This window comes from Clostridium sp. (genome assembly GCF_047718555.1).
Classification (GTDB): domain Bacteria; phylum Bacillota; class Clostridia; order Clostridiales; family Clostridiaceae; genus Clostridium_I.
The window spans coordinates 65809-79253 of the sequence record NZ_JBDNRK010000016.1 but is presented as its reverse complement, the minus strand read 5'-3'; the positions used below and the strand labels follow the sequence as shown (position 1 = coordinate 79253).

The window sequence follows — 13445 nt, the reverse complement described above, 5'->3', positions numbered from 1 at the left end:
GTGGGAGTTCAACGCCAAGTAAGCCATGCATTTGCAGTTCTAAAATTCAGATGGAGTAAAAGAATCCCCACCTGAATTAAGAACTTGCTTCAACAATATGGTCTTTAAATTGAAAATTATATTAGGGAATTTTTAAAGAATACTATCTACTAGGTTAATGTTGTTATTTATTTTCATATGCCTAAATTAAAAAAATAATAGACTACTATGTATCTAAGACATCCTGTGTTGCGTATAATTATATGTATAAGCTAAAAAAGAAAATTATAATATTTTAGGAGGTAATTTAATATGGATTTAATGCAAGATAGTATCTTATTAGATGATGATTGTAATTTAAATGATTTAAACTTCTTGGGTATAATAGCATGCAGTGTAAGACAGACTTTTAAAGAAGAACTTGAGAAGGCAGTAACAGAATACAAGAATAAAAAGGATATAACCTTAAAGGCTTACGTTCCATCAGGTTGCAGCTGTAAAGCTGATCTTAGCAGCATATGGGAAGCAAATAATATAGATGATTTTCCAGATGTTATGGCGGCTAATGGCTTTAAGGATGAGTTTAAAAAAGGATTTATGAATACTTTGACAGATAAAGGATACTTTAAATCCGTTAGAGGCGAAAATATAAATAAGGAATTCTTAGAGGCAGGATGTGTTGATCCTAAAGGTGTATATAATATGTATGCTGTTTCTCCAAGTGTAATACTTGTAGATAAAAATAAATTAAAGGATCTTCCAATGCCTAAATCCTGGGGTGATTTATTAAATCCTATTTACAAGAATAATATAATAGTAGGGGGAACACCAGAGGAATTAAGTGATTCAGCTGTGCTGTATATTTATAAAGAATATGGAGAAGATGGAGTAAAAAAATTGGTGCAGAATACAAAGAATCTTTGGCATCCATCTAAAATGTCAAAGACAGCTGGAACTATGAATACGGAGGGTGCAGCAATTTATATTATGTCTTGGTTTTTTGCTAAAACATGTCCCAATACAGAAAAAACTGCTATAGTGTGGCCGGAAGATGGAGCGCTTATTAATCCTATGTGTGTGCTTGCAAAAGAATCAAAAATTTCAAAAATGGATGCGCTTATAAATTTTGCTTTAGGAGAAGAGCTTGGCAGCAAGCTTGCAGATAGCTACTTTCCATCTTTAAATCCAAAGGTAGATAACAAATTACCTGAAAGTGCAAAATTTAAATGGTTGGGATGGGACTATATAAGGGAAAACAGCATGGATGAGATAAGAAATATAACAAATACCATGTTTATAAATGAATGGAAAAGTAAAATTAAAAAATGGAAAGTGTGATTGGTATGAAATTAATTACCGTATCTGGGCCTCCATCTTCTGGAAAAACTTCAGTGATTATAAAGACCATTGAACTTTTAAAGGAAGAGGGAACCAAAATAGGAGTTATTAAGTTTGATTGTCTATCATCCTATGATGATGTATTGTATGAAAAGATAGGTGTTCCTGTAAAGGTAGGACTATCGGGAAATCTTTGCCCGGACCATTTTTTTGTAAGCAATATTGAAGAATGTGTAAACTGGGGAATAAAAGAGGGATTAGATATACTTATAAGTGAAAGTGCAGGACTTTGTAATAGATGTTCACCACATATAAAAGAGATACCAGCTGTATGTGTTATTGATAATTTATCTGGTATAAATACCCCTAAGAAAATAGGTCCAATGCTTAAATTTGCAGATATAGTAGTGGTGACTAAGGGAGACATAGTTTCTCAGGCAGAGAGAGAAGTATTTGCTTTTGAAATAAAGCAAGCCAATCCTAAAGCTAAAATAGTTTTTGTAAATGGAATAACAGGGCAAGGGGCTTATGAATTAAGTAAAAATTTAAAAGATGATAATGTTATAAGTGGAATTACTAATAAAAGATTGAGATTTCCTATGCCAGCTGCAGTTTGTTCCTATTGTCTGGGGCAGACTAAGATAGGTAAAGAATATCAAAATGGAAATATTAAAAAAATGGTTCTATAGGGTGGGATGCTTATGGAAAAGACTATAAATAATGAGTTATTATCTAGAGTAATAGAAGATATAATTGACAAATATCCTTATGCATCAAATTTTTTTGATTCTATAGGATTAAAAGAGTTTGATAAGAAGTTGACAATGAAAGAGCTGGCTGCTAGTTTTTCAGATGAAGATTTAGATAATCTTGGTATTGCAAGAGAACAAATATTGGATAATTTTATTGTGTTTATGGATAAAATGGAAGAAGATGCTGAAGAGGATAGCAGTGGAGTAAGTTCTGTAACTATAATCGGTGGATATAATAAGTTTAAGGATAAAGAAGATGTAAATATAACCTTAGAGAGGGGAGAGATAATTTCCATAGTGGGTCCTACGGGATCTGGTAAAAGCAGGTTGTTAGAAGACATTGAATGTTTAGCTCAAGGGGATACTCCCACAAAAAGGCAAATACTTATTAATGGAGAAGTACCACCAGAAGATAAAAGATTTTCTATAGAGAATAAGCTTATTGCACAATTATCTCAAAATATGAATTTTATTATGGACGTAACTACTTGTGAATTTATTAAAAGGCATGCAGAAAGCCGCAGAGTTAAAAATGTGGAAGAAATAGTAGAAGCTATAATAAAATGTGCCAATGATTTGGCTGGAGAAAAATTTTCCCCAGAGGTACCAGTTACACAGCTTAGCGGCGGGCAGTCTAGAGCACTTATGATAGCTGATACAGCATTACTTAGCAAATCTCCTATTGTACTTATAGATGAAATTGAAAATGCAGGTGTAGATAGAAAAAAAGCTTTGGAACTATTAGTTAAAAGAGAAAAAATAGTTTTAATGTCCACCCATGATCCAATTTTAGCGCTAATGGGAAATAAAAGAATTGTAATAAAAAATGGAGGTATCAGTAAGATAATAAAGACAAGTGCAGTTGAAAAAGACAATCTTGAGCTGCTTAGTAAGTTTGATTATAAAATATTAGAATTGAGGAACTTACTTAGGACTGGTAAAGAAATTGATTTTAATGTAAAAGAATACTTAAAAATTGAATAACAAAAATATATATTAAAATATTTTTCCATAATTTAAAACCATGTAAAACTAAAGCTTTTAGCTATGTTTTGCATGGTTTTAGTTATAGTTAAAAATTGTATTATTCATAAAGTTTATTGGGCTAGAGTGAAATTTTATTACTTAGTTTACATAAACAGAGTTCTTTGTTTCAGATGGAGTTTTTTTCTCCAGCTGAAACTTAGAAATCGTTATCCAGGGACGTAGCAGCCGTTATCTCCAATTTTCATGGAAGATGGGAGTATTACGGATGGTAGTCATCGGATAAATTATATTATTCATAATTGAAGGTTGCATTTATGGTGGCACTTATAGTAAGCTGTCCAGGTATAATAGGTGTGCTTGCAGCAAAAGCTAAGGTATTCCTTCCAGCAGGGGGTGTGCAGTCATAGCTTCCTTCTATGACTGTTATAGGTATTTCATCTAATATTACACCTAAACTATTGCTTATGGCTCTAGCTTTTATTAGTGCATCTTCTACTGCAAGATTTAGAGCTTTTCTATAATAAGGTGTTATATCTGATAAAAAGAAATTTATATTATTTACTATATTTGCTCCATTTGCAGTGGCAGTATCAACAATCTGACCGATTTCATTAATAGCCTTTGTTGTAATCCTTATATTATTTGTAACCCTATAAGATCTAAAAATCTGTCTGCCATCAACAAAATCATATTGAGGCTCTATAATATAGCTATCTGTATTTATATTTTCTTCACCAATGCCTATAGCTTTTAAAGAATTAATAACCCTTGTAGCAATAATGGCATTATCATTTTGAGCAGTCTTCAAATTTCTATTTTCAGTTTGAATACCAAGCACAACATTGGCCGTGTCTGGAGCCACTGTTATAACGCCTTTACCATCTACCCTTAGAGTTTTACCTTTATTGTTTTTATGACAAGAACTATGACGGGTATAGGGAGTTAAGTAGTAATTATTTTCAGGTTCATAGTACATAGCTTCTATTCCTTCCCGATAATATATTGATTCATTTTTAATATATGAATTTATGAAAGGATTTGTGAAGAAACCTAAAAGTAAGTGGAGAGCTATAATGTGTTAGTATTTTTTAATGTATAAATAAAAACATAGCTTAAGGAGAAAAATCTGCCATAAGCTATGTTTTATTATATTGAATAATATAATAAAAGATTATTTTAAACTATTATATATTTCATCAAGATTAGCTCTCATACTTTGTATGTAATCTTTGTTATCTTCTTTACCTTCAACGGTATAAATTTTTTCAGCTTTAGCACCTACTTCTTTTGCTAAAGTATTTGAAACCTTTGGGCTTACCATATCTTCCACGAAGATAGTCTTTATATTATTTTCTTTACAGTAATTAATAAGCTTTTCCATTTGCTGACTGCTTGGTTCTCCTTCTGCAAATACATCTTCTACGCTGTTTTGTTTTAAATCAAAATCTCTGCAAAGGTAAGCAAAAGCGGCATGACCTGCAACAAAGCTTTTATTTGGCAGGGTATCTAATTTTGATTTATAATCATTGTATAGAGACTCCAGTTCATTTTTAAAGTCTGTATAATTTTTTTCATAATAATCTTTATTTTTAGGATCTGCTTTTACCAGAGCATCTTTTATATTATTTGATTCCAATTCAGCTCCCTTTAAGCTGAGCCAAAGATGTGGATCATATTCTCCGTTTTCTTTAACTGAACTAGGATCAGAATTTTTTATTGCATCTGCTCCTTTAGAGGCATCTACTGCTATTAGATCTTTATTGCCTACTGATTGTACTGCCTTATCTGCCCACTTTTCCATGCCTAATCCATTATAGACAAAAACTTTTGCCGAAGAAAGTGTTTCAAAATCTTTTATTTTAGGATCAAATTCATGAGGTTCTGTTCCATTAGGTATCATGGTGGTTATATTAACTTTATCTTTTCCTATGGCACTTACAAATTCTCTCATGGCATTAAAGGAAACAACTACATTGAGTTTGCCATTGTCATTTGCAGTAGTATTGCTATTAGAAATGCTTTTGCAGGCAGATAGAGTTAATAGCATTGATAATATACCAATAAACAAAACAATTTTTTTTAACAAATTAATCACCTCTTTATATATGTAAATGCAAGTAAATTGCATTTACATATATTTTACACTTTATTGATAGCTTTAGTCAATAATAGTATTTTAAATATTACATATATTGTAATATTTAAACACAAAAATATTAATATTTATAGAATATCTTTACTTAGGATACGGTGAATATATAGTCAATTTTAAACTATATAGAATTCCAATGCATTACAACATATTGTATAGAGCTATGTAGTTATATAGACATTTAATTTACGATAAAGTAAACTATTAATAATGATATAGATCTGCATTAAATGAACAATTTTAATTGCAAACTATATATAATATATTAAAATTTATTTGAAAGGGAGATACGTATGGATGAACAATTTGCTAATTTTCTGACAAACATACTTATACTGATAGCTATTTTTATAGCAGCAGTATTAATAAATCAAGCAATACGTATAAATTATATTTATCTTGCTGGATTAATACCACTAATATTTATAATTTTTATGACTTTTTATGTAAGAAAAAAATTAGTATTAGAAGGATTATATCAAACTTTTATTAAGGAATGGGGAGAAAAAGTAGATAGAAAGAGAAATTTAAAAAATATACGAAGTGTTTTTGATTATATGAGCGAAGAGAGAGAGGATGAGTTTTATTTAGATGACCAGACCTGGTCAGATCTAACTATGGATGAAATTTATAAGCAAATGGATAGAACCTTAAGTTCACCAGGAGAGGAAATTCTATATAAAATTCTCAGGACTCCATTATTCAAAGAAGAGGATTTGAAAAAAAGAAATGAAATTATAAATTTGTTTCAAGAGGATAAAAAATTTAGAGAAGAAGTTGGAATGTATTTATTAAAGTTAAATAAGAAGAAAATAAATGATGTACCGGATTTATTGTGGAATGATATAGATGCAGATACAAGACTAAAACCTGTTTGTATGATAATGGCTGTAGTGCCAGTAGTATCATTAGTAGCTTTTTTGGTTATGAGAAATATAATTCCTCTTTTTATCGTTTTAATTTCTTTAGTTATAAATTATATATTACATAATAGTATTAAAAAGAAAATAACTACATATGTTTCCTGTATAGGTTATTTAAATGCAATAATAGTTACTGCCAGTGACATTTCAAAGCTTCATAATGAAAAGTTTAAAGAGTATAAAGACTTGTTAGGCGAATTGAGTAAAAAAGTATTTTTAATAGCTAAAAGATCCATAGGTGTAGGAAGGATAGAGGGTATGGATCAAACGGGTATTATGGAAATACTGTATGCAGTATTACTATTTGAAGAAAATCAGTTTTTTTCCTGTATAAATCTTATAAAAAAATATCAAGAGGATTTGAAAAAAATATATGTTACTATTGGAGAAATAGATGCACTGCTTTCTATTGGAGCCTATAGACAAGGATTAAAGAATTATTTTCATCCAGAGTTTACTGGTGAGGATAGATATTTAGAAGCTAAGGATTTAGTCCATCCACTTATAGATGAAGCTGTGTCTAATTCCATTAGTATAAAGAATAAAGGTATAATTTTAACAGGTTCTAATATGTCAGGAAAGTCCACCTTCTTAAGAACTATTGGTGTAAATGCTGTTTTGGCACAAAGCATATATATAACAACAGCTTCATATTATAAAGCAAGTTTTTTTAAGATAATGACTTCTATAAGTCCTGAGGACAATATAATGGGTGGTAAAAGCTATTATTTTAGAGAAGCAGAAGCTCTACTTAGGATAATTGAAGAAGGTGGAGAGGATTATTCACTTCTCTGTATAATTGACGAGATATTCAGAGGGACAAATCCAGTGGAGAGAATTAATGCATCTATAGAAATATTAAGATATCTTGAAGTACACAATTCCCTTGCAGTGGTAGCTACCCATGATATAGAGCTTACTGATATGCTAAAAGATAAATACAATCTTTTTTATTTTACAGAGGATATAGATAAAGAGGGAATGATTTTTGATTATAAATTAAAGGAAGGAGTCTGCAGAACCAGGAATGCAGTAAAACTTCTTAAGTTTCTAAATTATCCTGAGGAAATTGTTGAAAGAACAAATAGGCGTATTGAAGAAAGTTCAGGGTGTAATTAAATATATATAAATTGATATAAAATATACAATTAAACATTTTGTATCTTATTTGGATAAAAAGGAATTAAACACTAAAGCAAAATAAATTTTAGTGTTTAATTCCTTTTTAAAATTGTTATAATTTTCATCTTTACATATGATTTATTAAATAATTAGTAAAAAAGTATAATATTTTTTAATAAATTAGAAAAATAAAATGTAGTTTTTTATAGTTTTCTATAGTTATAAGTGTAAAGTATTATTATGTAAATAAGAAAAAGTGATAGTTTTATTTTTTATAATGAGATATATCTGTTATTTATAAATAGTACAACGAGGTGGTAAATTTGATTAAACTAGAGGGAGTCCATAAGAAATATGGAAAAGCACATGTGCTAAAGGGAATTGATTTAACAGTTTCAAATGGTGAAAAGTTAGTTATAATTGGACCAAGTGGTTCTGGAAAGAGTACATTAATTAGAAGTATGAATTTACTTGAAAAACCTTCTGAAGGTAAAGTAATAATAGATGGTGTAGATATTACTGAACCTAAGGCGCCTATTAATAAAATAAGGCAGTCAGTTGCTATGGTTTTTCAACAATTTAATTTGTATCCACATAAAACAGTTCTTCAAAATTTGACTTTAGCACCAGTATTACTTAAGGGAGTATCAAAAAAAGAAGCAGAGGAATCCGGCATGATGTATTTAGAACGTGTTGGATTAAAAGACAAAGCAAATTCGTATCCTTCTCAGCTTTCAGGGGGTCAGCAGCAGCGTGTAGCTATTGCTAGGGCTTTGAATATGAAACCTAAGACCATACTTTTTGATGAGCCAACATCTGCTCTAGATCCAGAAATGATTCAAGAGGTGCTGGATGTTATTGCAGGTCTTGCAGAGGAAGGTATCACAATGGTAATTGTAACTCATGAAATGGGATTTGCACGGAAGGTTGCAGATAGAGTAATTTTTGTGGATGGTGGACAAATTTTAGAAGAGGGCAAGCCAGAGCATTTCTTTACTAATCCAACTCATGATAGAACTAAACAATTTTTAAGTCGTATAATGCATTGAAGCAAGTTCTTAATTCAGGTGGGGATTCTTTTACCTCATCTGAATTTTAGAACTGCAAATGCATGGCTTACTTGGCGTTGAACTCTCACTTGAAGAAGTGGGAGGCTTACGCCAAGTTAGTCAGGTTAAAATATATCAATAACAAATTTGGAGGGGTAAAATATGAAAAAATTAAGAGTTATTATAGGTTTATTATTAGTGGTAACAATTATTGCGTTAACTGGATGTGGTTCTAGTGCATCTTCGCAAAAATCAGATTCAAGTGGAACACCAGCAGATATTAAAGCAATAAAGGATAGGGGAACTTTAAAAGTTGGAGTCAAAGTTGATGTACCTAAATTTGGTTACAAAGATCCTAAGACTTCAAAAATTGATGGCTTTGAAATAGATCTTGCTAAAGCAGTAGCTAAAAAGATTTTAGGCGATGAAAATAAAATTGAGTTTGAGGCTGTAACTGCAAAGACAAGAGGACCTCTTTTAGATAGCGGAGATGTGGATATGATCGCAGCTACTTTTACAATAACTGATGAACGTAAAAAGAGTTACAACTTCTCTGATCCATACTTTACAGATAGTGTAGGTTTAATGGTTAAAAAGAATTCAGGAATTAAACATTTAAAAGGTTTAAACGGTAAAACTATAGGTGTAGCTCAAAGTGCTACAAGTAAACAGGCAATACAGGATGCAGCTGAAAAAGTTGGAAGTAAGGTTAAGTTCTTAGAATTTGCCAGTTACCCAGAAATTAAAGCAGCTTTAGATTCTGGGCGTGTTGATTGTTTCTCTGTGGATGGATCTATTCTATATGGATATTTAGATAATTCTACTGAAATTTTAAAAGAACGTTTTACTCCACAGGAGTATGGTATAGCATCTAAAAAAGGAAATGATGCACTAGCTAAAACTATAAATGAAACTATAGATGATATGAAAAAATCAGGAGAGCTTGATAAGCTTATCCAGAAATGGGGGATAAAATAGTGTCTAATCCTTTTGCAGCATTTAAATGGGAGGCTCTCTTTAAGGATTGGTCTGTTTTTGGCCTTGGTTTTTTAAATACAATCATGTTATCTATATTAGCATTAGTTTTAGCGTTGATACTTGGAGTGATTTTTGGAGTCTTTGGTGCTCTGCACTATAAAATACCTAAAAGGATAAATAGAATTTATGTTGCCATAATACAAAATACTCCACTGGTAATCCAGATATTTTTCTTGTATAATATGTTACCACATTTGGGTATAACATTATCAGTTTTTGTAGTAGGAGTTTTAGGCATTGGAATATATCATGGTGCTTATATAGCGGAGGTAGTAAGAGCTGGTATACAGGCGGTGGCAAAAGGACAAACAGAGGCAGCTATTTCACAAGGATTTACTTATATTCAAAGTATGAGATATATAATTTTACCTCAAGCTACAAAGCTTATATTTCCACCACTGACAAATCAGGTTGTAAGTCTTATTAAAAATACATCTGTAATGGCTATGGTAGCTGGAGGAGAACTAATGTATACTGCAGATTCCTGGGCAAGTAATAATCTTTATTATGGACCAGCTTATGTAGCAACAGCATTATTGTACTTAATATTATGTTTGCCTATAGCTAGAGCTGCAGTGAGACTAGAACGTAAAATGGAGGTGTCAATATGATAACAGAACTTTTTAAGCCAGAAATATTTACATTTTTGCTTAAGGGACTGGGTACTACTTTATATATAGCAATTATGACTATTATATTTAGTACGATTATTGGAGTGCTTCTGGGAATCGCAAAATTTATAAATCATAAAATTATAAGTTCTTTAGCAACAATATATATTGAATTCGTTCGTAATACTCCTTTACTACTATTTATACTTTCTATACGTTTTATGACAAAATTAAAGCCAATAAATTCAGGCATTTTGGCCATGACTATATTCACCAGTGCTATTATTGCAGAAATTATTCGTGCTGGATTGAATTCCATTAATAAAGGACAATGGGAAGCGGCACAGGCTCAAGGTTTCGGATATGTTAAAATATTAATTTATATTATTTTACCACAGGCCTTACGAAATATGGTTCCACCTTTAGTTTCTACCTTTGTTACTGTAATTAAGGATACATCCTTTGTATGGGTAGTAGGAATTGAAGAGTTAACAGGTAAGGGAATGATAATAATGGGACAATATACCAGCACAGCTCAAGTATTTGGTATATTTGGAATGTTAGCATTGATATATTTCGTAATAAATTATATATTATCCTTTATAGCACACAGACAACAATTAAAAACAGCCTACTAGAAATGGAGTTTAATTTATCTATTTCTTAATATAGGAACAAAAGAGTGTACCTCAAAAATAAAATTTTTGAGGTACACTCTTTTTGAGTAAATCATTGAAACTATTTGCTTAACCGTAGTTTATACTCCTAATAATTTCATATGAATTATTATACAATTATCATAACATATGGTAAAATGGTTTACGGAATATACATTTGTATGATATAGGAAAATTCTACATAATAATATATTTTTACGTTATTATATATATTTAATCTATATATACATTGACAGGCGATGTATATATGCTTATAATGTAGTTGTCAGCTAAAAGTATAGAAAAGGTAACAAATAACTACATAAGGGGGTAAATGGATGAGTATAATATTGAAATTTGTTTTGAAAAATATAAAAGAAAAAAAGCTTAGAACTTTTCTTATTGTAATTTCTATTATGGCTTCCACAGCTTTGTTCTTTGCGGCAAATGGAATAGCATCTACATTAAAGGAAACACAGATTAATATTGCAAGAAGTGTTTTTGGAAGTGCAGAAATAATGATTACTGCAGGGCAGGAATCACCTTCTCCATATTTCTTAGCAAATAAGGCAGAACTTTATAGAAATAGATTAGATTACGTAGTTGGTGAGATGAATGTCAATGCACAGTATAGTTATAACAATGATGAAATTATACCTATGTCACTTACAGGTGTAGATTATGATGATTTAACACTTATGAATCCTCTTCAAATCATAGATAGCTCCTCTATAAAACCATTTCAAGGTAATAAGATAGTAGTAAGTAAAAAATCAGCGGATAAGTACAATATTAAAATAGGAGACAGGATAAAGCTTAACATTAAAAACAGTAATGAGACTTTTACGGTTTCTGGTATTGTACAATCTGAAGGCATATTTAAAACAGAAGATAAAACTATGTTTGGAGTAATTCCAAAATCTACAGCAGAGCAGTTAAATGATGCTAGAGGAATGGTATCCACAATTTATTTAAAAACTAAAGACATATCAGATACAGATGACCTTATAAAACAGCTTTCAAATTCCTATAAAAATTATAATGTTCAGCCAACTATAGATATGAAGCAAATAAATGAAAATACCAATGCTACAAGTACTACTTTTTTAGCTATGCTAATAATTGTTTTGACCATGAGTGTGTTTATAATATACACAGTTTTTAAAGTTATAATAATTGAAAGACTTCCTATAATAGGTACCTTTAGAAGTATTGGAGCTACCAAATTTATGACGGATTTTGTGCTTATAGCTGAGAGCATCATATATGGAATAATAGGCGGAGTAACAGGAATCTTAGTTGGAATAGGTATAGTAAAATTAGCAGCTATGGGTTTAAGTAGTCAAGCTGGGGGAATAACGGTAACTATAAATTATAATACAAGTCAAATACTTATAGCCTTTGGTTTTGCCGTAGCAGTTTCTATTTTTAGTGCAATAATTCCTATAGTTAGAGTTTCAAGACTTTCAGTAAAGGACGTAGTCTTGAATACAGTAGATACTACTCAGAGAAAAAAGCTATGGAAATTTATTTTAGCCGTAGTATTAATTGTGATTGCAGTTGTTTTACCAAGATTATCAATTAAGGGAGGTACAGCTATTACATTAGATTTAGTAGGTATGGTGCTGGGAACTATAGGAATTGTAATGATTGTTCCCTATTTTACGGATCTATTTGTCATAGTACTTGAAAAAATATATGCTCTTATATTTAGAAATGAGGGTATATTAGCGGCAAAAAATCTTAGGAATAACAAAAATATTTTAAACAACATATCCCTTTTAACCATAGGCATATCTGCATTATTTATGCTTAATGTAGTAAGTTTTAGTTTAGGACAGGAATTAGTAAAGGCCTATGAAATTTCTAAATGTGATATATCTGTATTTAGTTCAGGGGGCGAGTTAAATGGAGATGTTTTGAGCAGAGTAAGAAGTAATGAGGGGGTTGCAGAGGCCACTGGTATGTATTCGGCTTTTTCTACGAAAATAGAGGGCACTAATAATACTATTATGGGTATATACGGCTATAATCCTAAATATTTCAATGATTTTATGGATGTAAATTTTCTTCAGAATGAAAATGGTATTTTAGAAAATTTATATGATAATAGAGAAATTGCAATAACGGAAAGCTTAAGACAGAGCTTAAATGTAAATGTAGGTGATGTAATCACCTTAAAAACTGCCAATGGAGATAGAGATTATAGAGTTTCAGGTACCTTCAGCACTCTTATGAATAATGGAAGTATGGCTATAGTTTCAGAAAAATATTTACAGCAGGATTTTAAATTAAGCCAGTACGCCATTATATTTGTCAACACAAATGAAAGTCCAGATAAAGTAGCAGCAGTTATAAATAAAGAATTTAAGGGAAAACAACTTCAGATAAGTACATGGAAGAGCATGGAGGAAGAAAATGCTAAACAAATTAATCAGATGCTGATGATAATTAAAATATTCCCTGTAGTATCTCTTATCATAGGAGCCTTTGGAGTATTAAATAATTTTATAATAAGCTTTATAGAGAGAAAAAGGCAACTGGCGGTTTTTGCATCTGTAGGCATGAGTAAATTTCAAACTATAAAAATGCTTTTTGTAGAGGCACTTTCAGCGGGTATTATAGGAGCTATTATGGGTGTGCTTGGAGGTCTTGTATCTACTTATATTATGCCTTATGTATTAAAATCTGCAAACTTTCCAATGCCAGTGCACTATGAACCACAAATTTTTATAACCTGCTTAATTTTAGGTATGGTTATAACACTTATTTCCTCAATAGTTCCTGCATTAAAATCCTCAAAGCTTAATATTATCGAGGCTATAAAATATGAATAAA

At 30.7% G+C, this 13445-nt stretch carries 11 protein-coding genes; 9 read left to right on the top strand and 2 right to left on the bottom strand.

Going from position 1 to position 13445, the window contains the following annotated elements:
- Window positions 1–291 precede the first annotated feature (291 nt).
- The 3 genes from ABF633_RS08695 to ABF633_RS08685 are packed head-to-tail and all read left to right on the top strand — an operon-like array spanning window position 292 to window position 3053.
- Complete coding sequence (locus ABF633_RS08695; RefSeq protein ID WP_415523295.1) at window positions 292–1317, top strand: ABC transporter substrate-binding protein; 1026 nt, start codon at window positions 292–294, stop codon at window positions 1315–1317.
- A 5-nt stretch (window positions 1318–1322) separates the two neighbouring features.
- Window positions 1323–2006, top strand: coding sequence for a GTP-binding protein (locus tag ABF633_RS08690; protein WP_415523294.1), 684 nt, complete (start codon window positions 1323–1325; stop codon window positions 2004–2006).
- A gap of 12 nt (window positions 2007–2018) precedes the next feature.
- The gene (locus ABF633_RS08685; protein WP_415523293.1) at window positions 2019–3053 is read left to right on the top strand and encodes an ATP-binding cassette domain-containing protein; all 1035 of its coding nucleotides are present in this window, start codon (window positions 2019–2021) and stop codon (window positions 3051–3053) included.
- A gap of 292 nt (window positions 3054–3345) precedes the next feature.
- On the opposite strand, the gene ABF633_RS08680 is transcribed toward ABF633_RS08685, so the two are convergent.
- Both ABF633_RS08680 and ABF633_RS08675 read right to left on the bottom strand, forming a co-directional pair.
- The gene (locus tag ABF633_RS08680; protein ID WP_415523292.1) at window positions 3346–4032 is read right to left on the bottom strand and encodes an SIMPL domain-containing protein; all 687 of its coding nucleotides are present in this window, start codon (window positions 4030–4032) and stop codon (window positions 3346–3348) included.
- A gap of 195 nt (window positions 4033–4227) precedes the next feature.
- Entirely contained in the window at window positions 4228–5142 is a 915-nt protein-coding gene (locus ABF633_RS08675) for a metal ABC transporter substrate-binding protein (RefSeq protein WP_415523291.1), read from the bottom strand.
- A 359-nt stretch (window positions 5143–5501) separates the two neighbouring features.
- Here ABF633_RS08675 and ABF633_RS08670 point away from each other — a divergent pair, with 359 nt between their 5' ends.
- The 6 genes from ABF633_RS08670 to ABF633_RS08645 all read left to right on the top strand — a co-directional run bounded on the left by ABF633_RS08670 (window position 5502) and on the right by ABF633_RS08645 (window position 13444).
- A complete protein-coding gene (locus ABF633_RS08670; RefSeq protein WP_415523290.1) occupies window positions 5502–7250 on the top strand; it encodes a MutS-related protein in 1749 nt (582 codons plus the stop codon).
- Between the two features lie 326 nt (window positions 7251–7576).
- Window positions 7577–8302, top strand: a complete 726-nt coding sequence (locus tag ABF633_RS08665; RefSeq protein WP_415523289.1) for an amino acid ABC transporter ATP-binding protein — start codon at window positions 7577–7579, stop codon at window positions 8300–8302.
- Between the two features lie 162 nt (window positions 8303–8464).
- A complete protein-coding gene (locus ABF633_RS08660) occupies window positions 8465–9280 on the top strand; it encodes a transporter substrate-binding domain-containing protein (RefSeq protein WP_415523287.1) in 816 nt (271 codons plus the stop codon).
- Window positions 9280–9951, top strand: coding sequence for an amino acid ABC transporter permease (locus tag ABF633_RS08655; protein ID WP_415523285.1), 672 nt, complete (start codon window positions 9280–9282; stop codon window positions 9949–9951). The genes ABF633_RS08660 and ABF633_RS08655 overlap by 1 nt, the downstream gene beginning before the upstream one ends.
- The gene (locus ABF633_RS08650) at window positions 9948–10589 is read left to right on the top strand and encodes an amino acid ABC transporter permease (RefSeq protein ID WP_415523284.1); all 642 of its coding nucleotides are present in this window, start codon (window positions 9948–9950) and stop codon (window positions 10587–10589) included. The genes ABF633_RS08655 and ABF633_RS08650 overlap by 4 nt, the downstream gene beginning before the upstream one ends.
- Window positions 10590–10945: 356 nt before the next feature.
- Window positions 10946–13444, top strand: coding sequence for an ABC transporter permease (locus ABF633_RS08645; protein ID WP_415523283.1), 2499 nt, complete (start codon window positions 10946–10948; stop codon window positions 13442–13444).
- Window position 13445 lies beyond the last annotated feature (1 nt).